At 62.9% G+C, this 22,951-nt stretch carries 26 protein-coding genes; 14 read left to right on the top strand and 12 right to left on the bottom strand.

Going from position 1 to position 22,951, the window contains the following annotated elements; translation table 11 throughout:
* Window positions 1-60: 60 nt before the first annotated feature.
* Genes LDB26_RS15490 through LDB26_RS15480 form a run of 3 tightly spaced genes read left to right on the top strand, consistent with a single transcriptional unit; the run spans window position 61 to window position 4,148 of the window.
* Window positions 61-1,167 carry an HlyD family secretion protein gene (locus LDB26_RS15490; RefSeq protein WP_257542161.1) on the top strand — a complete coding sequence of 369 codons (1,107 nt, stop codon included), beginning with the start codon at window positions 61-63 and terminating at the stop codon, window positions 1,165-1,167.
* Entirely contained in the window at window positions 1,164-2,696 is a 1,533-nt protein-coding gene (locus tag LDB26_RS15485) for a DHA2 family efflux MFS transporter permease subunit (RefSeq protein WP_062060842.1), read from the top strand. The genes LDB26_RS15490 and LDB26_RS15485 overlap by 4 nt, the downstream gene beginning before the upstream one ends.
* A gap of 3 nt (window positions 2,697-2,699) precedes the next feature.
* Window positions 2,700-4,148, top strand: a complete 1,449-nt coding sequence (locus LDB26_RS15480; RefSeq protein ID WP_062060839.1) for an efflux transporter outer membrane subunit — start codon at window positions 2,700-2,702, stop codon at window positions 4,146-4,148.
* Window positions 4,149-4,154: 6 nt separating this feature from the next.
* Here the strand turns inward: LDB26_RS15480 and LDB26_RS15475 are convergent, their stop codons facing one another.
* Complete coding sequence (locus LDB26_RS15475; protein ID WP_257539100.1) at window positions 4,155-4,448, bottom strand: hypothetical protein; 294 nt, start codon at window positions 4,446-4,448, stop codon at window positions 4,155-4,157.
* 137 nt (window positions 4,449-4,585) lie between these two features.
* On the opposite strand from LDB26_RS15475, the gene LDB26_RS15470 reads away from it, so the two are divergent.
* From LDB26_RS15470 to LDB26_RS15455, 4 genes are all read left to right on the top strand, one after another.
* Complete coding sequence (locus LDB26_RS15470; RefSeq protein WP_257539099.1) at window positions 4,586-4,966, top strand: RidA family protein; 381 nt, start codon at window positions 4,586-4,588, stop codon at window positions 4,964-4,966.
* Between the two features lie 6 nt (window positions 4,967-4,972).
* A complete protein-coding gene (locus LDB26_RS15465) occupies window positions 4,973-5,329 on the top strand; it encodes an ArsC family reductase (RefSeq protein WP_257539098.1) in 357 nt (118 codons plus the stop codon).
* Between the two features lie 116 nt (window positions 5,330-5,445).
* Complete coding sequence (locus LDB26_RS15460; protein WP_062060827.1) at window positions 5,446-5,880, top strand: Rrf2 family transcriptional regulator; 435 nt, start codon at window positions 5,446-5,448, stop codon at window positions 5,878-5,880.
* A gap of 62 nt (window positions 5,881-5,942) precedes the next feature.
* Complete coding sequence (locus tag LDB26_RS15455) at window positions 5,943-6,599, top strand: MBL fold metallo-hydrolase (RefSeq protein WP_257539097.1); 657 nt, start codon at window positions 5,943-5,945, stop codon at window positions 6,597-6,599.
* Here the strand turns inward: LDB26_RS15455 and LDB26_RS15450 are convergent.
* Window positions 6,596-7,027 carry an MAPEG family protein gene (locus tag LDB26_RS15450; protein WP_257539096.1) on the bottom strand — a complete coding sequence of 144 codons (432 nt, stop codon included), beginning with the start codon at window positions 7,025-7,027 and terminating at the stop codon, window positions 6,596-6,598. The genes LDB26_RS15455 and LDB26_RS15450 overlap by 4 nt on opposite strands.
* 216 nt (window positions 7,028-7,243) lie before the next feature.
* On the opposite strand from LDB26_RS15450, the gene rpmF reads away from it, so the two are divergent.
* The 5 genes from rpmF to LDB26_RS15425 all read left to right on the top strand — a co-directional run bounded on the left by rpmF (window position 7,244) and on the right by LDB26_RS15425 (window position 10,314).
* A complete protein-coding gene (gene rpmF / locus LDB26_RS15445; RefSeq protein WP_031291030.1) occupies window positions 7,244-7,423 on the top strand; it encodes a 50S ribosomal protein L32 in 180 nt (59 codons plus the stop codon).
* A 65-nt stretch (window positions 7,424-7,488) separates the two neighbouring features.
* Window positions 7,489-8,511 (top strand): phosphate acyltransferase PlsX, encoded by a 1,023-nt coding sequence (gene plsX / locus LDB26_RS15440; RefSeq protein WP_257542158.1) that lies wholly within the window; start codon window positions 7,489-7,491, stop codon window positions 8,509-8,511.
* Window positions 8,508-9,476 carry a beta-ketoacyl-ACP synthase III gene (locus LDB26_RS15435; protein WP_257539095.1) on the top strand — a complete coding sequence of 323 codons (969 nt, stop codon included), beginning with the start codon at window positions 8,508-8,510 and terminating at the stop codon, window positions 9,474-9,476. The genes plsX and LDB26_RS15435 overlap by 4 nt, the downstream gene beginning before the upstream one ends.
* A gap of 116 nt (window positions 9,477-9,592) precedes the next feature.
* Window positions 9,593-9,889, top strand: coding sequence for an integration host factor subunit alpha (gene ihfA, locus LDB26_RS15430; protein ID WP_062060817.1), 297 nt, complete (start codon window positions 9,593-9,595; stop codon window positions 9,887-9,889).
* An 83-nt stretch (window positions 9,890-9,972) separates the two neighbouring features.
* Window positions 9,973-10,314, top strand: a complete 342-nt coding sequence (locus LDB26_RS15425; protein WP_062060814.1) for a MerR family transcriptional regulator — start codon at window positions 9,973-9,975, stop codon at window positions 10,312-10,314.
* Window positions 10,315-10,322: 8 nt separating this feature from the next.
* Here LDB26_RS15425 and LDB26_RS15420 read toward each other — a convergent pair whose 3' ends face one another.
* From LDB26_RS15420 to LDB26_RS15400, 5 genes are all read right to left on the bottom strand, one after another.
* The gene (locus LDB26_RS15420; protein WP_257539093.1) at window positions 10,323-10,685 is read right to left on the bottom strand and encodes a GNAT family N-acetyltransferase; all 363 of its coding nucleotides are present in this window, start codon (window positions 10,683-10,685) and stop codon (window positions 10,323-10,325) included.
* Between the two features lie 169 nt (window positions 10,686-10,854).
* Window positions 10,855-11,397, bottom strand: coding sequence for a histidine phosphatase family protein (locus tag LDB26_RS15415; protein WP_062060808.1), 543 nt, complete (start codon window positions 11,395-11,397; stop codon window positions 10,855-10,857).
* Window positions 11,394-14,150, bottom strand: coding sequence for an ATP-dependent DNA helicase (locus LDB26_RS15410; protein ID WP_257539091.1), 2,757 nt, complete (start codon window positions 14,148-14,150; stop codon window positions 11,394-11,396). Before LDB26_RS15410 ends, LDB26_RS15415 begins: the two co-directional genes overlap by 4 nt.
* Window positions 14,151-14,220: 70 nt before the next feature.
* Window positions 14,221-15,204: a phosphatase PAP2 family protein gene (locus LDB26_RS15405; protein ID WP_197413635.1), complete on the bottom strand. Its 984-nt coding sequence runs from the start codon at window positions 15,202-15,204 to the stop codon at window positions 14,221-14,223.
* A 116-nt stretch (window positions 15,205-15,320) separates the two neighbouring features.
* Window positions 15,321-15,704 (bottom strand): PilZ domain-containing protein, encoded by a 384-nt coding sequence (locus LDB26_RS15400; RefSeq protein ID WP_062060798.1) that lies wholly within the window; start codon window positions 15,702-15,704, stop codon window positions 15,321-15,323.
* Between the two features lie 127 nt (window positions 15,705-15,831).
* On the opposite strand from LDB26_RS15400, the gene LDB26_RS15395 reads away from it, so the two are divergent.
* Complete coding sequence (locus tag LDB26_RS15395; protein WP_257539089.1) at window positions 15,832-17,412, top strand: lysine--tRNA ligase; 1,581 nt, start codon at window positions 15,832-15,834, stop codon at window positions 17,410-17,412.
* Between the two features lie 210 nt (window positions 17,413-17,622).
* On the opposite strand, the gene LDB26_RS15390 is transcribed toward LDB26_RS15395, so the two are convergent.
* The 3 genes from LDB26_RS15390 to LDB26_RS15380 all read right to left on the bottom strand — a co-directional run bounded on the left by LDB26_RS15390 (window position 17,623) and on the right by LDB26_RS15380 (window position 19,989).
* Window positions 17,623-18,093, bottom strand: coding sequence for an RcnB family protein (locus LDB26_RS15390; protein ID WP_257539087.1), 471 nt, complete (start codon window positions 18,091-18,093; stop codon window positions 17,623-17,625).
* Window positions 18,094-18,263: 170 nt separating this feature from the next.
* Window positions 18,264-18,941: a 2OG-Fe(II) oxygenase gene (locus LDB26_RS15385; protein ID WP_257539085.1), complete on the bottom strand. Its 678-nt coding sequence runs from the start codon at window positions 18,939-18,941 to the stop codon at window positions 18,264-18,266.
* 115 nt (window positions 18,942-19,056) lie between these two features.
* Entirely contained in the window at window positions 19,057-19,989 is a 933-nt protein-coding gene (locus LDB26_RS15380) for an RcnB family protein (RefSeq protein ID WP_062060783.1), read from the bottom strand.
* Between the two features lie 291 nt (window positions 19,990-20,280).
* On the opposite strand from LDB26_RS15380, the gene dgcA reads away from it, so the two are divergent.
* Window positions 20,281-21,258 carry an N-acetyl-D-Glu racemase DgcA gene (gene dgcA, locus LDB26_RS15375; RefSeq protein ID WP_062060779.1) on the top strand — a complete coding sequence of 326 codons (978 nt, stop codon included), beginning with the start codon at window positions 20,281-20,283 and terminating at the stop codon, window positions 21,256-21,258.
* On the opposite strand, the gene LDB26_RS15370 is transcribed toward dgcA, so the two are convergent.
* Together LDB26_RS15370 and LDB26_RS15365 are read right to left on the bottom strand one after the other, a co-directional pair.
* Window positions 21,252-21,650, bottom strand: a complete 399-nt coding sequence (locus LDB26_RS15370) for a hypothetical protein (RefSeq protein WP_257539083.1) — start codon at window positions 21,648-21,650, stop codon at window positions 21,252-21,254. The two genes, dgcA and LDB26_RS15370, sit on opposite strands and share 7 nt — an antisense overlap.
* A gap of 110 nt (window positions 21,651-21,760) precedes the next feature.
* Window positions 21,761-22,924: a mechanosensitive ion channel family protein gene (locus tag LDB26_RS15365; protein WP_062060773.1), complete on the bottom strand. Its 1,164-nt coding sequence runs from the start codon at window positions 22,922-22,924 to the stop codon at window positions 21,761-21,763.
* Window positions 22,925-22,951 lie beyond the last annotated feature (27 nt).

Here is a 22,951-nt window from a genome sequence, read left to right as displayed (position 1 = left end):
CGGGCGGATGCCGTTCAGGCCATGCTTTTATCCAATTTACAGGAACTCATCGTGCTCGATATGTCGCCGGATTCTCAAGCAGACGGAGCCTTTGATACGCCGCAACCCGAGCGTCCCTCGCTCAAAGCACGACTCCGTCGGCCACTGCTGATCGCCGCGCCGGTAGTGCTGATCGTCGGCGGGTTGATCGCCTATCTTTCCGGTGGGCGTTATCAGGAAACGGACAATGCCTATGTCCAGGCCGGGCTGGTCGCGATCACGCCCAATGTGAGCGGCCATGTCATCGCTGTCATGGTCCATGAGAATGAGGTGGTGAAGGCCGGACAGGTTCTGTTCCGGATCGATCCCGACCATTATCAGGCGGCGTTGCACGCAGCCCATGCCCAGTTGGCCGATGCCCGCAGCCAGGTTGCGGCGCGGCGGGCCGACTATGCCTCGGCCGATGCGAAGATAGAAGCGGCACAGGCCCAGCTCGATTATGCAACGCGCGAGGCCGCGCGGCAGAAGGATCTGCTGGGGCAGGGCATCAGCTCCCAGGATCAGTATGAACAGGCGGCCCTGGCCGTAAAGACCGCACGTCAGGCGATCGCCGGGGCGCGTCAGGACGCGGCGGGGATCAAGGCTGCGCTCTCTGGCCAGGTCGACGCGCCCGTCACCGATCAGCCAAGCGTGCGTTATGCCGCCGCGAACGTCAACGATGCACAGCTCAATCTGGACTATACCACGGTCAAGGCGCCGCAGGACGGCATCGTCACCAAGGTGAGCCAGCTTCAGGTCGGCGATTATGTAGCCGCCGGCCGCCCGGTCTTCACGCTGGTTGGCAGACATCTGTGGATCGAAGCCAATTTCAAGGAAAGCCAGTTGCGTTACATGCGGCTGGGCCAAGGGGCGACGGTGAAGCTCGACGCTTATCCCGACTATGAGCTTAAGGCGCGAATCAGCAGTTTCAGCCCTGGCACCGGCAATGCCTTCTCCTTGCTTCCGCCTGAAAATGCGACCGGCAACTGGGTGAAGGTCGTGCAGCGCTTACCGGTCGAACTGGAACTGGCGAACGCGCCGGCGGATCTTCCGCTTCACGCTGGGCTAAGCGCGCTGGTCACGGTCGACACCGGACACCGTCGGCATCTCTTCGGTTCGGCGCGAGCGACGGCCGCACCCTCGAAATGAGCGACGTCACCTATCCCGACGCCACGACACGCCGGTTCCTCACCTTTTCGGTGATGACCGCCACGATCATGAATGCGCTGGATAGCACTATCGCGAATGTGGCGCTGCCGCATATTCAGGGCAGCGTTTCAGCTTCCCAGGACGAAATCACCTGGGTTCTGACCTCTTATATCGTCTCCGCCGCCATCTTCACGCCGCTCACCGGCTGGCTGGCCGGGCGGTTCGGCCGCAAGCGGCTGATGCAGGTCTCGATCATTGGCTTCACCATCGCCTCGGCGCTTTGCGGCATTGCAACGAATATCGGCGAACTGGTCGCCTTCCGCATGTTGCAGGGTATGTTTGGCGCGGCGCTCGTGCCTATGAGCCAAGCCATCTTGCTCGACATCAATCCGCCGGAGCGGCACGGGTCCGCCATGGCGATCTGGGGCATGGGTGCCGTTCTCGGGCCTATCGTCGGTCCTGCCCTGGGTGGCTGGCTTACTGATAATCTGACCTGGCGCTGGGTCTTCTACATCAACCTGCCGGTCGGCATCGTGACCTTCATGGGCATTTCAGCCTTTCTCTCGGAAACGGAGGACGAGGAAAAGCGGAGCCTCGATTTCTTTGGTTTTGCGCTGTTGGCGCTGGGCATCGGCGCGCTTCAGTTGATGCTCGACCGGGGCCAGCAGCAGGACTGGTTCAGCTCCACGGAGATTTGGATCGAAGCGTTGGCGGCGGCCTTTTTCCTCTATCTCTTCCTCGTTCACATCATGACGGCGAAGAAGCCGTTCATCGAACTGGGACTGTTTGCCGATCGTAATTTCGTGCTCGGTTCGATTTTCGGTTTCTTCATAGGCGTGGTGGTGTTCTCGGTTCTGGCGCTTCTCCCGCCGATGCTTGAGCAACTCATGGGTTATCCGGTCGTGCTGACCGGGCTCGTAACCGCGCCGCGTGGTGTCGGCACTATGGTGTCCATGATGCTGGTCGGCCAGTTGATCCGGCGTTACGACACGCGCCTTTTGATCTTGTCGGGACTCATCCTGTGCGCGGTCTCGATGCATACCATGTCCGGTTTTTCGCTCGGCATGGACGAACGACCCATCATTATGTCGGGCTTCATTCAGGGATTGGGCACCGGTCTTGTTTTCGTGCCGCTCTCCACCCTTGCCTTTGCGACGCTGGATCAGCGTTTGCGTAATGAGGGCGCAGCCATGTTCACGTTGATCCGCAATCTGGGTTCGGCGATCGGCATTTCTGTGGTTCAGGCCATGACAATCCGCAACACCGCCACGGTCCATTCGCGTCTGGTGGAAGGCATCAGGCCTGATAATCCGCTGCTCAGCTGGCAAATGCCGGATTTCGACTTCAACCTGCCCTCGGCGGTCGCGCGGCTGAATGCCGAAATTACACGTCAGGCGGCGATGGTCGCCTATATCGATACCTATTGGGCGCTATTCATCGTGACGCTGTTGATGATGCCGATGCTCCTCTTCATGCGGTCGGCGCGCCACAAGCCGACCGAGGACGATTTCGCCTTCCATATGGAATGATATATGCGACATTCGCTTTTTCTTGCTCTTACTTCGGGGCTGATGCTGGCCGGTTGTTCCGCCGGTCCCGATTTCGTGCGCCCTGCCTCGCCCCCGACGCACGATTATATCGCGCCGGGCGCCACCTTGCAGACATCGCCCGGTGGCCCGGTCGCGCAACCCGGCGAGGGACCGGCATTGCGCTGGTGGGAATCCTTCGGTTCGCCCGAACTCAACGCGCTGGTTGATCGAGCCATGACCAATAACCAGAGCCTTGCGGCCAGCAATGCCACATTGTTGCAGGCGCAGGCGCGCATCGCCGCGGTCGCAGGCGCGCGCCTGCCGCAGGTGGACGCTCATGCACGCGCCGAACGGGAGGAGGTGAACCTTGCCGGTTTCGGCTTCGACCCGGCGGGCATAGGGTCCACAGGCGGTAATCCGATCTTCAATCTCTATTCCGTGGGCGGCGGCATCAGCTACGACCTCGATCTGTTCGGCGGCAAGAAGCGCGCTGTTGAACAGGCAGTCGCCAAGGCCGAGGCGCAGGCCCGTGAGACGGAGGCCGCGCATCTCGTCATTGCTGGACGGGTGGTCAATCAGGTACTCGCCATAGCCGCCACCCGCGCCCGCATCGAGACGACGACGGCCTTGCTTGCCGAGGATCAGCGCACGGTGGACCTCACCGACGCACGTCGCAGGGCGGGCAAGGGAACGATGGTCGAACTGTTGAGCGTGCAGAGCCAGCTTGCCAATGATCGCGGCGAACTGCCCCAACTGGACCAGCAACTAGCGGAGGCGCGCAATATGCTCGCAGTGCTGGTAGGTGTGGCTCCATCCGATCTAGGGTCGACCGATTTCACGCTTGCAAGCTTCACCCTGCCGGCAAGCGTGCCCGTAACGTTGCCGTCGGAACTGGTGCACAAACGGCCCGATATCCTCCAGGCGGAGGCGGAACTTCACGCGGCTACCGCTGGCGTGGGTGTCGCGACGGCGCGGCTTTATCCGAGCATCACCCTAGGCGCCACGATCGAACAGGGCGCGCCCAATGTCGGCCATATTCTTGACAGCGGTTTCCGTGCTTTCGACATTTTCGGCGGTATCACCGCGCCGATCTTCCATGGCGGCACGCTCAAGGCTGAACGGCGCGGGGCGCAGGCGGGTATGCAGGTGGCCGCCGCGACCTACAGGCAGACCGTTATCGAGGCTTTCGGGCAGGTGGCCGACCTGCTCCATTCCCTGAACAACGACGCCCGCACGGTCGACAATCAGCGCGAGGCGCTCGACGTCGCGGAACGGTCGCTCAATCTTTCCCGCAAGAGTTTCCAGGTCGGCAATAGCGGCATCCTGCAAGTGCTCGATTCCAACCGCCTGTATCAGCGCGCCACTTCATCACTGGTCGAAGCGCGGGCGCGCCAGCTTCGCAATGTCGCGCGCCTCTATGTGGCGACGGCAGGGGGCTGGGCGGCGCAATAGCTCCGGTCAATCCTCGTCTTCGGTTGGTCCCAGTTCGTCTTCCTCGTCATCCATTTGCGGCTCTCCCGCAAAGGCGTCGGTGTCGATCCGGCCAGACCGCACCATTTCCGTCATCCGGTCGACCAGGTCGGGCGCATCCTCGGGCGTGATCAGTGCGGGATTGGGCCGACCGCCATGTTCGCTGTCCTCGGCCAGGTCGGTGGAATTGGTCCGCGCAGATTCCGCCACATCCTGCGCCTGCGTTCCTGCTTCGGCCTGTTCGCTATTCTCTTCCGGTTCCTCTGGGGGAAGCTGACTCATGGCTTGATCCTTTCCGTTCTCGATCCTGCCGTTCCAACGGATCGCGCCGCCCACTGTTCCCGAAAGCGCTGGACAGCGGGTCGCCAACGGGGCAAGAGCCGCGCGATCCCTTTCCGCGCAGCATCGAAGGAATCCTCATGTCCCGCAGGCTGATATCTTCCGGTTCGCCGTTTGAGGCGCATGTCGGCTATTCGCGCGCTCTGGTTCAGGGCGACTGGTGCTTTGTGTCAGGCACTACCGGCTATGACCCCGACACCCGAGCCATGCCGGAACGCGTTGCCGATCAGGCCGCCAATGCGCTCAAGGTCATAGGCGCCGCGCTGGCGGAGCGCGGCTTTTCCTTCGGCGATGTCGTGCGCGTCAATTATTACATCACCGACCCTGCATATTGGGACGAAATCGCAGCGCCCCTGCGCGCGGTTTTCGGGGACATCCGCCCCGCTGCCACCTGCACCGTCACCGGCCTCATCGAGCCGTTGATGAAGATCGAAATCGACCTCACCGCTTTCAAAGGATAATCCGCCATGATCACCATGTATGGCATCAAGAATTGCGACACGATCAAGAAGGCGCGCAATTTCCTCGACAACAGCCGCGTTCCATACAGCTTCCACGACTATAAGGTGTCGGGCGTCGACGAAGCGGCGTTGCGCGGATGGGTGGACGAGCATAGCTGGGAAACCATCCTCAACCGTTCGGGCACGACGTTCCGCGCTTTGCCGGAAGGGGACCGCGCGCATATCGACGCGGACAAGGCGGTGCTGCTGATGATGGCGAACCCGTCGATGATAAAGCGCCCGATCCTGGACGTGGGGGGGCGCACCATCGTCGGCTTCAAGGCATCGACCTATGAAACCGCGCTGGAGGGTGCGGCGGCGTGAAGTGCGGCGCGCGGCTTCCCACGGAACCGCGCGCGCCATTATCGCCGTGCAGGGCGATGCCCGGATTTCTGCGCCCCGATCTTGTCAAATCGCGGACATGAGCGAATAACGGACCCATGCTTTCGCAGAAGACCCGCTATGCCATCCGCGCACTTCAGCATCTGGCCGATCGCTACCGTCAGGGCCCGGTTCCGCTTACCGAAATTTCGTCGCAGCAGAATATTCCCTCCAAGTTCCTGACGGTGATCCTGTCCGAATTGGCGCGCGAAGGGCTGGTGGAAACGCAGCGCGGGCGGGATGGCGGTTATTGGCTGGCCCTTGCGCCAGTCGACATCAGCTATGGCGATATCGTGCGGCTGACGCGTGGGTCGCTCGCGCTCACGCCCTGCGCCAGCCGTTTCGCGCACGAAACCTGCAATAATTGCCTGCCCGAATCGGAGTGTCGCCTGCATCGGGTGATGCTGCGTCTGCGTGACGAAACGGCCAAGGTGCTTGACGGCATCAGCCTGGCCGAGAGGTTCGACATGGAGGAAGCGGAGCAGGAACGATGATAGGACGATAGTTCTGGGGCAGGGCCTTGCGCCCGACCCGCCTCTTCGCCACATCGGGGAGCATGACCATGCCTCCGCTCAAAGCCACTATTATCCCTGTCACGCCCTTGCAGCAGAATTGCACGCTGCTCTGGTGCACGGCCACCAATAAGGGCGCCTTCGTCGATCCGGGCGGTGATCTCGACCGGCTCAAGGCGGCCGCCGAACAACAGGGCGTGACCATCGAAAAGCTGCTCGTCACCCATGGGCATATCGATCATTGCGGGCAGACGGGCATATTGGCGGAAGAACTGGGCGTGCCGATCGAAGGGCCGCATGAAGCGGACCGGTTCTGGATCGACCGGCTTGCCGAGGATGGCAGCCGTTACGGCATAAAAGGCCAAATTTTCGAACCGGACCGCTGGCTCCACGATGGAGATCAGGTGACGGTGGGTAATCTGGTACTGGATGTGCTGCATTGCCCCGGCCACACGCCCGGCCATGTCATATTCCACCATGCCCCCAGCAAGCTCGCCATCGTCGGCGATGTGCTGTTTCAAGGGTCTATCGGCCGTACCGACTTCCCCATGGGCAATCATCAGGATTTGATCGACGCCATCACCGGCAAGCTCTGGCCGCTTGGCGGGGACACGGCCTTCGTTCCCGGCCATGGCCCCATGAGCAATTTCGCACATGAACGACGGAGTAACCCCTTCGTTGCCGATGCAGTGCTGGCCTAGACGACGGCGGCCAGTGCGGGCGGCGCGGGGATTTCCCGCATACCGTAATAAGCGGCATAGAGCGCGGCGCCAGCCAGCGCGATCATGATGATCCATGTGGCAAGCGCCCCCATGGCGCGCAGACCGCCGCCGCTTTCCGCATCCATGCCCAGCCCATGGGCGATTCGCGCGATGGCATAAGCAAGCGCGCCGATCCACAACCACAGCGATGCGCCCAGCGCCATCTCAATGAGCGCAAACAGGATCAGGACGATCGGCGTATATTCGATGAAATTGGCATGGGCGCGCATCCGCCGCGCCAGCAGGGCGTTGCCGCCATCGCCGTGTATGGCCTTGTCGGCCATCCGGATTCGCACGCAGCGGCTCGCCAGCCACAGGTTAATGAGCGCGCAGGCGGCAGCCAGCGTCAGCGTGATCGGCAGTAGCATGATGTCCTCTCCCCCAGGGACGTGACGGGATGCCGCAGCATAAGACAGGAGCGAGCAGGGGCAAGGAAGGACTTGCGCCCCGGCTAAAAAGCGGTATAGGCGCAGGGCTTCGCGATCACCCGGGCCGCATGGGTCTGCGGCGCCTGTGGCGTCCGCATCCATCGGATTACGGCCAGTCGCACAACCAGATTTTTATTTACGGAATAAGGTGCCGACATGGCTGTCCCAAAGAGGAAAACGTCTCCCTCCCGCCGCGGTATGCGCCGCAGCCACGATTCGCTGCGCGTCGAAGCGTTCCAGGAATGCTCGAACTGTGGCGAATTGAAGCGTCCGCATAATCTGTGCGATGCTTGCGGCCATTATAATGGTCGTGAAGTCGTTGCCGTCGGAGCCTGACGACATTCTTTCCGCCGCAAAGGTGATCTGACGTGCCGAACCATCCGCGAATCGCAATCGACGCGATGGGCGGGGATGAAGGCGTTCGCGTTATGATGGCGGGCGTGGCTTTGGCCCGTCGCCGTCATGACGGCCTGCGTTTCATCCTGTTCGGTGACGAAACGCAGATCAAGGCGGCGCTCGACAACCACCCCAATCTGCGCGCGGCTTCCGAAGTCGTCCATAGCGATTCGGTGGTCGATGGCAGCGACAAGCCCAGTGCCGCCGTTCGCAAGAAGGGCAGTTCGATGAGCATGGCAATCGCTGCCGTGAAATCGGGCGATGCCGGGGCGGCCGTGTCGGCGGGCAATACCGGTGCGTTGATGGCGATGGCGAAGGTTGCGCTTCGCACCATGCCGGGCATTGACCGGCCCGCGCTAGCTGCGATGCTGCCAACGCTGGGCGATAACGATGTCGTCATGCTGGACCTTGGCGCGAACACGGAATGCGATGCGCGCAACCTCGTCCAGTTCGCGGTGATGGGTGCGGCCTATGCCCGCATCGCCTGCGACCTCGACCGCCCGCGCGTGCGCCTGATGAACATCGGCACCGAGGAACTCAAGGGCACCGACGAAATCCGCGACGCCGCCGCGATCCTGCGCGCCGCCGATGCGCTGCCGCTGTCCTTCGAAGGCTTTACCGAGGGCGACAAGATTGGCCGGGGCGATGTCGACGTGATCGTGTGCGACGGCTTTTCGGGCAATGTCGCGCTCAAGACCGCGGAGGGCACCGCCCGTTTCGTCACCGACCTGCTACGCAGGGCGTTCACCAGTTCGCTGCGCTCCAAGATCGGCTTCCTGATCTCCAAGCCTGCGATGCATCTGCTCAAACATCATCTCGATCCCAATAATCACAATGGTGCGGTTTTTCTGGGCCTCAACGGCGTGGTCATAAAAAGCCATGGAGGCGCCACCGACAAGGGCGTGGCCAACGCCGTCCACGTCGCCGCGCGCCTGCTGGAGGAAGACATCACCCGGCGCATCGCCGCCGACATGGCGGGGATCGAAGCCTTGTCCGCACCCTCCAAGCAGGAGCTGTCCGCAAAGTGATCCGCCGTTCGATACTTCTGGGCACGGGTTCGGCTCTGCCGGCGCGCAAGGTCACCAATGCGGAACTGGCGCAGACGGTTGACACCAGCGATGAATGGATTGTGGAGCGCACCGGCATCCGCGCGCGCTATATCGCGGGCGAAGGAGAAACTACCGCCTCGCTGGCGACCGATGCGGCCCGCGCCGCGCTGGATGCCGCGAAGCTGACACCACAGGACATCGATCTCATTATCCTGGCGACCGCCACGCCCGATCAGACTTTCCCGGCCAGCGCCACGCTGGTACAGGCGGCGCTCGGCATCGACGATTGCGTCGCCTTCGATGTGGCGGCTGTCTGTTCCGGTTTCCTCTATGCGGTGACGGTCGCCGACAGCATGATCCGCTCGGGCGCGGCCCGGCGCGCGCTGGTGATCGGGTCCGAAACCTTCAGCCGCATTCTCGACTGGGAAGACCGAGGCACCTGCGTTCTGTTCGGCGATGGCGCGGGCGCGATCGTGCTTGGCGCGGAGGAAAGCGCGGAGGGCACCCGCGGCATCCTCGCATCGAAACTCCATGCCGATGGCCGCCATAACCAGCTGCTCTATGTAGACGGCGGGCCTTCTACCACGCAGACCGTTGGCAAGTTGCGGATGAGGGGGCAGGAAGTCTTTCGCCACGCGGTCGTCAATCTCGCTTCCGTCCTGACCGAAGTGCTCGCGCTGGCGGACCTCACCCCCGCCGATATCGACTGGCTGATCCCGCATCAGGCCAACGCCCGCATCCTCGACGCGACAGCGCGCAAGCTGAAGCTGCCGCCCGAAAAGGTCGTCATGACGGTGGATCAGCATGCCAATACTTCCGCCGCGTCGGTGCCGCTGGCGCTCGATCTGGCGGTGCGCGACGGCCGGATCAAGACAGGTGACTTGCTCGTGCTGGAAGCCATGGGCGGCGGCTTCACCTGGGGCGCTTGCGCCTTGCGCGTCTAGCTCTTTCTCCTCCTTGTAAAGTCTAGTTTTGAAACGCTTTCTTGTCCTTATGCCACCTTGCAAAAATTGCGCTTCTGGGGCACCTTCATCAAAGGGGTACTAAACGGGGAAGTCATATGACGGGCAATGGAACCTTGACGCGGGCCGACCTTGCAGAAAGCGTCAATCGTCACATTGGCCTTTCGCGCGCCGAAGCGGCGGCGCTGGTGGAATCCATCCTCGAACATATGGCTGACGCGCTGGAGAGGGGAGAAAATGTGAAAATCTCCAGCTTCGGCACCTTCGTCCTGCGCGACAAGAATCAGCGTATGGGCCGCAACCCGAAAACGGGTGTGGAAGTGCCGATCGAACCGCGTCGCGTGCTGACCTTCCGCGCCAGTCAGGCCATGCGGGACCGCGTGGCCGGCGGCTGAACGCCGGTTTGCGTCTTTTTTAGCACATATCATGCATTTACCATGGTTGACCTTGGCTCAACTATGGGTGCAACATCTGCTTCATGGAAAAGGCAGAGGGTGCGTTTCTGACCATCAGTGAGTTGGCGGGTGAGCTGGATCTTCCGCAACATATACTGCGCTATTGGGAAACGCGCTTCCCACAGCTTCGTCCGCTGCAACGGGCGGGTAACCGACGCTATTACCGCCCGGCCGATGTCGCGCTGGTTCGCCGGATCAACCAGCTTCTCAATGTCGAAGGCTTCACCGTGCGCGGCGCGCAAAAGGCGCTGGCCGACGGCAATGGCGCATCTTCGCCAAAGTCGCAGCCGAGCCAGCCCGGAACTGATCTGCTCAGGCGTCTGGAGTCGATCCGCACCACATTGGCGCAGGCGCTGGGCGAGTAAGGGTCTATTTACAGCGAACGAGCATAGATCAGGTCGCGGAACGGCACGTCCCCGACCATGAAGACGGTTTCACCGATTTCCGCAAAGCCATGCCGCCCATAGAAACGGCGCGCTTTTTCATTCGCGAAATAGACGGCCAGCAGCAGGCGCTGCGCCTTTCGCGCCCGCGCTTCGGCCACTACCAGCTCCATCAGCGCGTCGCCATTGCCCCGCCCTTGCCAGCCGCTCAGCAGGTAAAAGCGCTTCAATTCTGCGTCCAGTCCTTTGACTACCGGAACTGGAAGGTCTGGCGGCGTCAGCAGCGCATAACCCACCGGTGCGCCTAGCGGCGTTTCGCCGATCAGCGCCGTCTGGTCGAGATCGCCCAGCACGGCGCGATAAAAGGCTTCATCATGAGCGCCAAGGATGTGGTCGATCAGCGCCTGGCCCGGATGATCATGGGCAAAGCTTGCCAGAAATGTCGCGCCGCCCTATATCGACAGAGCAGGCGCATCGCGCATTTCGGCTCTGCGCCAAAGGATCGGTGTCATCGAGTAAGCCTCAGCGCGTGCCCGGTCCCAAGGCGGGGTCCAGATCGCGGGGCCGGATGAAGCTCACCAGCGTCGCGCTATTTTCTGCCGCATCGGCCCAGCGGTCGATGGCCAGGTCCATGACGGCAAGGCTGGCGGTGGGGAATTTCACTTCCACATCCTCTCGTATCGGGCTGGCGCCATCGTCCGGCACCAGTTCCAGGATCAGTTCTTCAAAACCCGGATTATGCCCTGCCATCAGCGCGCTCCCCGTCTCCTCGGGCAGATCGCGCACCACGTCCAGCAGGGTCGCCGCCGACGCCAGATAGATGCGCCGGTCCCAATGCGCGTCCAGCGCTTCGCCATAACCCGCAAAGAAGGTTTCCAGCGTCTGTACGACCCGCACGGCGGGGGACGCCACGAGCCGGTCGAAGCGCATCTTCTTCGTCTGCGCGAATTGCCCCATCAACAGCGCCGCCTTTTCTCCCCGGCGATTGAGCGGCCGGTCAAAGTCGCGGGCGACCGGATCGTCCCAGTCGGACTTGGCATGGCGCAGCAGGGTCAGGCGCTTCATTCTCTCTCCGGGGCGGGCGGATCATGGATGATTCCCTGATCCCCTAGCCTCATGCCGCCGCCAAGGCCATCGCTATATTGCCCGCCGACGCTGACGGCGATGATCGCTTCGTCCAGCGTCAGACGGCGGATCGGCGTGCCGGGCGGAAAGGCGGACAGCAACCGGCTCGGCATAGCGGCGGACAGGATGACGAAGCTGCCCTTGTCCCCCGCGCGCCGGATGAGCCGCCCGAACGCCTGCGCCAGCCGCGCGCGGATCAGCCGGTCGTCATAGGCGCTCCCGCCCTCCGCCAGCTTGCGCGCGGCGTGCAGCACCGTGGGCTTGGACCAGGGCACCCCCTCCATCACCACCAGCCGCAGCGAATGACCCGGCACGTCCACTCCGTCGCGCAGGGCATCGGTCCCCAGCAGCGACGCGCGCGGATCGTCGCGGAAGATATCGACCAGCGTGCCCGTATCCATCGGATCGACATGCTGCGCGTAAAGCGGCAGCCCTGCCCGCGCCAGTCGATCCGCAATCCGCGCATGGACCGCCCGAAGCCGCCGGATCGCGGTGAACAGCCCCAGCGTGCCCCCGCCCGCCGCCTCGATCAGGCGCGCATAAGCCCCCGACAGCCCGGCAATGTCGCCCCGCTTTATGTCGGTGACGATCAGCACCTCGGACCGCGCCGCATAGTCGAAGGGGCTGGACGCTTCGAACCGATCCGCCCCGCGCGGCAGATGGGCCGCGCCGCAGCGCCGCTCCGCATTGTCCCAATCGCCGCCGCCCTTCAGCGTCGCGGACGTGACGACCACGCCCTGCGCGGGCTTCAGCACCGTCTCCGCCAGCGGCCGCGTCGGATCGAGCCAGTGGCGGTGGATGCCGATGTCGAACTCGCGTCCCTCGATCCGGTCGACCGCCAGCCAGTCCACGAAGTCCGCGTCCACCGGTCCCCCGATCCGCGCCAGCAGCGCCAGCCAGGCCGAAACCAGATCGCACCGCCAGTCCAGCGAAGCGATGGCCCCTTCGACCCGCGCCCGCGCCGAGCCGTCCAGCCAGTCGGGCGCATCCTCGATCACCGCTTCCAGCCGCTTGGCGAGCCGGGTGAGGGGCCGCAGCAGCGCATCCAGCGCCAGCGCCGCTTCCTGCGCGGCCTCTACCAGCGCGCCGTCGGGTTCGGCCAGTTCCGTCTCCAGCCCGTATCCGGCATCCGTCTCGCCATTGTCGCCCGCGCGGGTGTAGACCGTCCCGCGCACCGCCGAGAGCAGCGCCTCGACCGGCCCGAAAGGCTCGCCCGCGACGATCCGCTTGAGCCACTCGTCGGCGGGGAGCGCGCGCGCCGCGTCCGCCGCCATGCGGATCGCCTCGCCGCCCGCCTCGTCATAGCTCGCAAGATCCGAAAGCCGCGCCGCCAGCCCCCGCCGTCGTCCGCGCGAACCGCTTTCCGGTCCCATGATCCAGCGGCGCAGTTCGATGGTCTCCTGCCCCGACATCGCGACCGAGAAAGTCGAATCCGCCGCATCGAACAGGTGGTGGCCTTCGTCGAAGACGATGCGTTGCGGCTGTTGCCCGGTTTCCCGCCCGCGCGCGGCGTTGATCATCACCAGCGCATGATTGGCGATGACGATGTCCGCCTCCGCCGAAGCCCGCACTGACCGCTCGATGAAGCATTTCCGGTAATGTGGACAGCCCGCATAGATGCACTCGCCCCGCCGGTCGGTCAGCGCCGTGGAGCCGTTGCGCCGGAACAAGATCGGCAGCCATCCGGGCAGATCGCCGCCGATCATGTCGCCATCCTTGGTGAAGGCCGCCCAGCGCGCCACCAGTTGCGCCAATATCGCCGCGCGCCCCGAAAAGCCGCCTTGCAGCGCATCCTCAAGGTTCAGCAGGCAGAGATAATTCTCCCGCCCCTTCCGCACCACGACCCGCTTGGCCGCCATCACGGGATCGGGGAAGAGGCGCGGGCTTTCCCGGTCCAGTTGCCGTTGCAACGCCTTGGTATAGGTCGATACCCACACCGTCCCCTGTGCCTGCGCCGCCCAGAGCGAGGCGGGCGCGAGGTAGCCCAGCGTTTTGCCGATCCCGGTCCCGGCCTCAGCCAGCAGCATGTTGGGCTGATCGCGATGCGCGCGCGGGCGGAAGGCGGAGATGGCAGCGGCCGCATAGGCCTGCTGGCCGGGGCGCGGCTCCGCATCCATGCCGGTCAGGTGCGCCAGCCGGCCGAGCACCTGATCCTCCTCCAGCGCGATCACGCGGGCCGCGGGGCGCGGCGGTGTTTCCTCCCACTCGGGCAATTTGGAAAAGAGCCAGCGTTCCGCTTCTTTCGGCTGTGCGATCCGGCGCGCCACCAGCGGCGCCCATGGCCAGCGCAGCCGGTGCAGCGCCTGCGCCGCCGTCCACGCGCCCTCGCGTTCCTTCCATGTAGGCGATCCGATCCGGTCGAGCAGCCGCGCCGTCGCCATCTGCAACAGCGCGGGAATATCCGCTTCGCTGGCGATGGCGGGCAGGTCCAGCGCCTCGGCCAGCCCCTTGGGCGTGGGCACCAGGAAATGCGCGGGATAGACGAATGCCCACAACTCCAGCAGGTCGAGGCCATTCAGATCGGGATAGCCCAGCCTCTGTCCGGTGAGCGGCGCATTCAGGATCAGGGTCGGGGTCTCCGCCGCGCGGCTGATCGCCTGCCCCTTGGCGATGCCCTGGGTGTGATCCCCCTCCCGATGCCAGATGCCGCCATGGCTGGCATGGAGTGCGGGCAGGGCGGACGGGTCGATCACCCGTCCGGCTTAGGCGAGCCGGAACAAAAGGGAAACCCGAAAAGCGGTGATCGGGAGTCCGCGCGGCGTTTCAGGCTGCTTGCAGGGATGATCTTGCGATGAGTCGAACACCCTCGAAATTGTCGATCCGGCGATGGATGTGATTGGCGCCCTGGATCGACAAAGCAGCCAACGCCATGCCCGCGAAAATGTCGATCAGATAATGACCGCCTATGGGTAGCGCAGAGATGATCATGATGACGTTCAATAAAAGAAAAGGCCAGCGCATCCATGTCAGCGACCAGTAACCCCATGTCAGCAATACGGCTGAAGCCGCATGGAAGCTAGGCATGGTTATGATGCCCTTCAGATGATCAAGACCCAAAACGGCGTCCGTTCCGTTCCTTAATCCGTCCATGATTTCCCGCAGTTTCCAGTCATATTCCATGATGGGGCCAGGCATGTCCGCAACATTGATTCGATAAAAATCGAACGCGGCCACGGCAGGAAAAAAGGGAAAGAGCGCGACGGTCATGAGCAGGCAGAGGGCCCATGCCGTCAGGAAACGATAAACCATAGGCGTGGATCGGAAAATGCAGAGCAGCAGAAGCAGAAGTTGAGGTTGCCAGTTCAGCGTCATATACACTCTTGCAAGGAATTCGGACGCGATGGGATGCGCCTGATACAAGTGAATCATTGCCATCCAGTCAAAGCCCAGCATCTGATCCGCTTGGCTCAATGCTTCATCCGCATAAGGCAGGGCTGTCCGGGCCAATACTGCACAGGCCAGCGGCACGATCAGGGCGATCAGATAAAAGGTGCCGCTGGCCCAGACTAAGTGGCCTATCATCGGCATCTTTAGGCAGCTCAGGCGAAGTCCACATGCCACTATCACCGAAATCGCCAGGAAAATTGGGCCGAGTGCAGCGATATCCATGGAAAACAGGCCCGTGCCCACGCCGATTGCCGGGATGATAGAAAACACCGACATGACCAGCAACGGCGGGCAAGCGTGGAGAATGGGCGAACGAGGCTCTTCCTTATCGTGATTGGATAGGGAAAGGTCGAACGCCACAGACAGTCCTTCAATGCGCGGGCTTTTGGCGCGGAAGCCTGTCACCGGCATAGGACAACAGGGTTAATCCAGCGTAAACGGGCAAGCGTCTAGTTGGTTCGTGACACGGACCGACGTTAGCGGATGCGCCGTCCAAAGCCGCTTTGTATCAGCGGGGCATAAGGCGTCGTGGGCAGACGTTCATAGGCGGGTTGATAGGCCGCCATCGGTGCTCGCCGTGCGGCCCGCGCCATATGTAGCCGCTCCAGCAATGGCCCTTCGGTCAATTCATAGGGGAATCGGATTCCCATTCGGTCCTCTTCGGACCAACGGACCGTGCCGAACACGACATGGCCATCCAGATCGAGCTGGCACTGCGTTTTCGCGGGCAGGGAACACCCAACTACCTGTGCGCCGCCTTCGCTCAGATCGACGATCGTTCCCTCCAGACTGTCAAGCACAGTGGTGATGACAATCGGAATTTCGACTGCGATGCGGACACGGGCGCGCTGAATCTGCATGGCTCCTCCTTAATGCTCATATGAACTTATGAGGTTAATGAAGTCTGAAAACCGCTCGGATGCTTGATACAGATTTACCCCGAAAGGGCGTTTTCTTTCGGCCTGTTCGCCGCTACTGGCTTGGCTCATGACCGTTTCCGATATTCTCCGCGCCGCCGCGAGCGCATCCAAGGCCTGGCCCTATGAGGAAGCCCGCAAGCTGCTCAAGCGCTATCAGCAGGGCGCGCCTGAAAAAGGCCATATCCTGTTCGAAACCGGCTATGGTCCGTCGGGCCTGCCGCATATCGGCACCTTCAACGAAGTGCTGCGGACAACCATGGTCCGCAACGCCTATCATGCGCTGTCGGACATCCCCACGCGCCTGATCGCGTTCAGCGACGACATGGACGGCCTGCGCAAGGTGCCGGACAATGTGCCCAACCAGGCGATGCTGGCGGAACATCTGGGCAAGCCGCTGACGCAGGTGCCTGATCCTTTCGGCAAATATGAAAGCTTCGCGCATCACAACAACGCAATGCTGCGCGAGTTTCTCGACCGCTTCGGCTTCGACTACGAGTTCGTCTCCGCGACCGAACGCTATCAGTCAGGCGCGTTCGACGAAACATTGAAGCTGGTGCTGCGCCGCTATCAGGCGATCATGGACATCATGCTGCCGACGCTTCGCAAGGAACGGCAAGCGACCTATTCGCCTGTCCTCCCCATCAGTCCGAAAAGCGGCATCGTCCTTCAGGTGCCGGTCGAGGTGGTGGATGCCGATGCGGGCCTCATCCGATTCGAGGATGAGGGTGAAGTCATCGAGCAGTCGATCCTGTCTGGCGGCGCGAAGTTGCAGTGGAAGGTCGACTGGGCAATGCGCTGGGTTGCGCTGGGCGTCGATTATGAGATGGCGGGCAAGGATCTGATCGATTCGGTCACGCAAAGCTCAAAGATCTGCCGTGCGCTCGGCGGCCGTCCGCCCGAAGGCTTCAATTACGAAATGTTCCTGGACGAAAAGGGAGAGAAGATCTCCAAATCCAAGGGCAACGGCCTCAGCCTCGAGCAATGGCTGACCTATGGGCCGGAGGAAAGCCTTGCCTTCTACGCCTATCGCGAACCGAAGAAGGCGAAGCAGCTCCACATGGGCGTCATTCCTCGCGCGGTGGATGAATATTGGCAGTTCCGGGGCAATTACCCCAGCCAGCCGGTCGAACAGCAACTGGGCAATCCGGTCCACCACGTCCATGACGGTAAACTTCCGCAAGGATCGCTGCCAGTGACGTTCGGTCTGCTGCTCAACCTTGTCGGGGTGATGGGCGATGCGACCCGCGATCAGGTATGGAGCTATCTCCGCAACTATGTCGCGGACGCCAGCCCGGAAACCTATCCCGATCTCGACCGCCTGATCGGCCATGCGCTCGCTTACCATCGCGATTTCGTGGCCCCCACGCTCAAAAAGCGCGCGCCCGAAACCCATGAAGCGGCGGCACTGCGAAAACTGGATGAGGAATTGGCCGCGCTCCCTGCTGACGCCTCGGCGGAGGACATACAGAATATCGTCTATGCCATCGGCAAGGATGAGGCGTTCGGCTTCGCGGAGCTACGCAACTGGTTCAAGGCGCTCTATCAGACGCTGCTGGGTGCGGATCAGGGACCGCGCATGGGCAGTTTCATCGCGCTTTATGGCATCGACAACAGCCGGAAACTGATCGCCCAGGCGCTCTCCGCCTGAGGCGAGCGAGGGAACTTTTCGCGCTGCGGATCGTTTCGCGCTCGGTCCACCCCCTTTCGGACTGATGGCGTTTACGCGCCATCGGCCGCGCTCGCCTGGAAATGGGCGGCGCGGCCAAGGGCGGTGGCTTTGTTGTCGGGCAAAAAACAAACGGCTCCGGGGAAAGGGAACCCGGAGCCGTTCTTGCGTCAGCCCTTTGCGGAGCCGCGCTTACCAGAAAAAGCCGCGATGGACCTGCACAACGCGACCAGTGCGGCCATTCACCAGCAACACGTCATTATAATGCCGCACCCAGCGCAAATTGGCGCCCGGACGGGGGAGCCGATAGCGATAGGGATCGGCGATATAATAGCGCGAGCTGTAATAGGCCGGCCTCATCTGCGCGCCGACGTTCCAGCGCGAATAGCGGAAGGGCGCACGCCAGTTGCCGCCCCGATAAACATCGCGGTGCGTCCGGCGATAGTCGCGCCAGTCCTCGCGATATTCCTGCCGGGAATCGCGCACGTCGCGGCGCGCATCGCGCACGTCATGACGGTCGCCATGGCGCTGGGCCTGACGCAGGTCGCGCTGGTCCTGCCGGATTTCGCGCCGATCGTGGCGCAATTCGGAGGCCGACTGGGCCGTAGCGATTCCCGGTGCGGCGGTCGCTGCGATCAGGCCCAATATGATCAACTTACGCATAATCTGTCTCCATCGTCCGATTCGGAAAGGTGGGGGGATCAACCCTGCGGGCTGGTCGCCGGTTCCTTTGCCGGTGCCCCGCATATGCGCTCCGCCGTCTGAACCGAGCGGTAATGAAATAGTCAGGAATCAGTTATTTATGTCGCAGGATGTAACGGCCCGCAGAGATTTCAGGGCGCCCATTTGCGCTCGCGAAACCATTTTGTGACGACATATTTAGTGCCGCGCACGACTGGCCGCGCCGCATGCAGGCTATATTCGTTGGGCGCGCCGTCGAGATCCATATTGTTCCAGACCAGGACCATGCCTTCGACTGGTGGCACCATAAATTCGCATTTCGGGAAATGCGTTTCTCCGCCTTCCTCCACCCCGGACAGGTAGATCATTGCTGTCCAGCACCGCTGCCCGCCGCTTTTGAGCATGCGCGGCCAATAGCTGGCAGTGACCGGGAAGAAGTCGCAATGGACCTTATATTCCTGCCCAGGCGTATAGCGCTGTCCCTGCAGCGTCTCTCCTGTTTCGGGCGCGATGCCGGTGAGGGCGCAGATGCGCTGCGTGATCGTTTCGACCAGCGGACTCCATGGGCTGAGATGGCAGCTGTGGCTGGTGCGATACTCGGCATTGGCGCTGCCCGAAAAAAGCGTGGATGGCTGCGCGCCCGCATCGATCAGTTCGCGCAAGCCCGCACATTCCTGCGCGCTCAGGAAGTCTTGCCGCCCATAGATTTCCAGATGCGGAGTGTCGATCCGGTGCACCATGGGATTGCGGTCCAGCCGCGCCCGAATGGTGTCGCCGATGTGGGCGCGGGCAGCGGATGCGACGCCGCCATCGTCGATAATCTCGCTCATCGCGCCCTCCTGCCACCGGGGCCGCGCCCGGCGCAAATGAAAATGGCCCGAAGCGCGCGGCTTCGGGCCAAGTGGTTCCTGAAGGCCAGTTCAGGAAGTTCGCATCATCCGGCGCTTACCAGAAGAAATTGTGGATCACGTCGACCACATAGCCGTCGCGGACATCGACCAGCAGCGCGTCGTCATAGTAACGGACCCAGCGCAGCGTGCCGTAAGCGGGCGGCAGGCGGTAGGACCAGGGATCGTCCAGCCAGTAATTATTGGCATAGAGCGGGGCGCCCAGGAAAATCCCGATGGAAAAGCGCCGATAGCCATAGTCCCATCCGCGTGGCGCATAATAGCGGCCTGCCCGATAGCGATCGCCATAACGGGCGCGATAGTTGTGCCAATCATAGCGCCTGTCGTTGCGCCAGCCATTGTCCCAGCGCCGCTGGTTGCTCCAACGCGTCCGATCATCGAAGCGGTTGTTGGCGGAACCGCGATTCCAGTTGCGGTCGTCCCGGCCGTTGCGGCGGTTGTCGTTCCAGCGCCGGTCGTTGCCGTTGCGGCGATTATCATCCCAGCGGCGGTCGTCGGCGGCGCTGCGGCCATCGTTCTGGCGGTCGCGCCATTCCTGCCGCTGCGGCACATTGGAAGCGGCGCCGCGATCATTGTCGCGCCGGTCCCGGTCGTTCCGCGCGGTTCCCCCCTGCCAGCCGGGGCGCGCACCCTGCCGAACCTCACCGCGATTGCGGTCATTCCCGTTCCAGCGCGATTCGGCGCGTGGTTGCGGTGATGGCCTCACATCGGGCGCCGGACGATCCTGCCGTGCGCGCTGCTGCCAGTTCTGCGCGGGCCGTTCCGCGCGCGGTGTCGCGGGCCTGTCAGCGCGCACGCGTCCCGCGCTTCGCCCCGCATCGCCGCCGGGCCGGGCCTGGCCCTGCGCGTGACCGGATGGCTGCTCCATGCGGCCGCGCATCCGTTCGCCCCAGTTCTGGGCGTAGGCGGGTGCGATCCCGCCCAGCGTCGTCGCGGCCATCAGGCCCGCCAGCATGACTTTCCTCAGCATCGTCGTTGCTTTCCTTGCACGGGGCATAGCGCCCCTCGTGCCACCCTTATGCGGGCAAGGCGATGTCGCGGTGCTGAACCGGGCTGTCAGCGATTTGAAAGAATCGGCGGCAAGGAAAAGCGCTGCCCGCCCATTCATTTTTGGGGCTTCCGTCATTTCTGCGGAGGCAGGGATTGCAGGCATGATGAAACCGACAGATCAAGCGTGATTGGACAAGAGCGGAGGGGCCATTATGAACGTGGTAAGGACACCATTCGCGCGTCCGTTCATCTCGCATCGCAGGAACACCGCATGACCCGCATCCTTTCCGCAACCGTCGAACGTTGGCCGGTGGCGGGAGCCTTCATCATCAGCCGGGGTGCAAAGACGGTGGTGGATGTCATAGTCTGCGTGGTGGAGGGAGATGGGCTGGTCGGGCGCGGGGAGGGGACTGCGATTTATTATGAGGGCGAGAGCGCGGAAGGCTGCGCCGCCGCCATCAACGCCTATGACGGGCCACTCGACCGGCTCGCGTTGCTGGAAACCATGCCGCGGGGTGCTGCCCGCAATGCGCTGGATTGCGCGCTTTGGGATCTGGAGGCGAAACGGGCGGGGACGCCTGTGTGGAAGCTGGCGGGACTGTCGGAACCCGCGCCGTTCCCCACGGCCTTTACGATCAGCCTGCATGATCCAGAGCGGATGGAGGCCGATGCCCGCGCCGCCGTGGCAAGGGGGTTCTCCCTGCTCAAATGCAAGCTGACGGGCGAGGACGACCGTGCTCGCATTGCCGCCGTGCGGATGGGGGCGCCGACTGCTCGCCTGATCGTGGACGCCAATGAAAGCTGGCACGCGCTGGATATAGCGGTCGAGGCGCAGGCCTTGGCTGAGCTGGGTGTCGAAATGGTCGAGCAGCCAGTGCTGCATGGACAGGAAGGCCGCTTGTCCGGCGTCCGCGCGTCCCTGCCGCTATGCGCCGACGAGAGTTGTCATACGAGGGCCGATCTCGACCGGCTCGGCGATTTCGATGCGGTCAACATCAAGCTCGATAAGGCGGGTGGATTGACCGAGGCGCTGGCGCTTGCAGGGGAAGCCCGGGCGCGGGGTTTCCGGATCATGGTGGGCTGTATGCTGGGAACGTCGCTGGGCATCGCGCCCGCCGCGCTGGTGGCGCAGGGGGCGGACTGGATTGATCTGGACGGCGCCTTGCTGCTGGCAAGCGATCGGGATGGTGGCCTTTGCGTTCAGGACGGCCTGCTGCGCCCCGGAACGCTGTGGGGTCTTGGTCAGTAACCCAGCGTCAGACCGACCGCATAATATTTGGGACCGACATTGCCCTTCACCCGCAGCTTGGGGATCAGCGGCATGGCAAATGTTGCATAGGGACGGATATTGTCGCTGCTGAAACGCGCGCCGATCCCGATGGTGGCGGAAGCGGGCAGCGTATAGGCCGCCTCGATCCGGCCATAGAGCCGCTCGTCGCCATTGCGGAAATAGACGCCAGCGCCCGGCGTCAGGCTGAAACCGCCAAAACCCATGGCATAGCCCGCGCCGATTTCCGCACCCCAATGACCGTCCGCGCGCCCGTAATTCACTTCCGCGCCCAGCCCTTCGGCATGGGCGGCGGGCGCGATGGCGGCGATGACCAGCGCCGCTGCGCCGGTCAGGATTTTCGTGAAGTTCATATCCGGCTTCCCGCTTGTCATGCTTTCGGGGAGCAGTAGGGGCGACCGCCGCTGCCGCGCAACGCCTTGGGGATGAGGCGAGTCCCGTTCACGGCAGGCCGAATCCTGGATCAGGAGTGGCCGTCAACACGGATCACCGGCTGAACATCAGGATAGGGCATCACCGCTCTTCCATCCGGCGCGGCGGTGAAGCTGGTCTGCGTGGGATAGGCGAACTCGATCCCCTCGGCATTGAAACGCTTCCAGATGGCGAGGCCGACCTTGTGCCGCGACTGGAAATAATCGTGCCTGTCCGGGTCCGGCACATCGAAATTCAGCTCGAAATCCAGGGAACTCGCGCCAAAGCTGACCAGCCCCGCATTGACGAATATATGCCCTTCCTTCTCCACGATGTCCTTCAGCATGGCGGGAACGGCTTCGGCCTTGTCTTCCGGCGTCTGGTAAATGAGGCCGATCAGGAACTGGACCCGCCGCTGCGTCAGGGTTTGGAGGCTGGTGATTTCCTTTTGCAGCAGGTTCGCGTTGGAAATGACCTTTCGCTCGCCCGACACCGCTCGCAATCTCGTGCTTTTAAGGCCGATGCGCTCCACCCTTGCGGTCGTCTGGTCATAGGTGATGATCTCGCCCCGGCGGAACGGCTTGTCGAAGATGATGGAAAGCGCGGCGAACAGGTCGGAAAAAATGCCCTGCGCGGCCAGACCGATGGCGATGCCGCCAATGCCGAGGCCCGCGACCAGGCCAGTGACGTTGACGCCCAGATTGTCGAGCACGACCACCGTTGCGATGGCGAACAGGGCCACCGTCACCAGCACCCGGATCAGGGCCATCGCGTTGCTGAGCGTGTCGGCCTGACCGTCCTCTGTGGCTTTTCGCTCGATCAGGCCCAGGATGACTTCGCGCAGCCAGATCGCCACCTGGAATACGGCGGCGATAGTGAAAAGAAAGGTCACGGTCTTGTAAAATGCGGGCGGCGGATCGGCATAGCCGGCCACCAGCCGGGCGGAGACCATCACCATGAAGAACTGCGTTGTGCGGGCAAAGGTCCGGCCCAGCACATTGGATACCCCCAGATGATCGCCGGGCTTGCCTTTTATCCGGGTGCCGAAGGATCGCATCGCCGTCAGCAGCAGATAGATGACAATGGCCGCGCCCGCCGCGATCATGATCTGGACGGCGTGATCGGAAACCCATCCCGTCATCAAATCCCAGTCGTTACGCAGGTTCAGCGGCTTTCCGTCCAACCCGGTTATCGTCACATCCTTCTGGTCCGCCATGCTTGTCCTTCGCTCATGCCGTAAAGG

It is taken from the genome of Sphingobium sp. CFD-1 (genome assembly GCF_024611115.1).
In the GTDB taxonomy this organism is placed as follows: Bacteria; Pseudomonadota; Alphaproteobacteria; order Sphingomonadales; family Sphingomonadaceae; genus Sphingobium; species Sphingobium baderi_A.
Note: the sequence above shows the minus strand (reverse complement) of the source record. Positions and strands in the feature narration are given on the sequence as shown.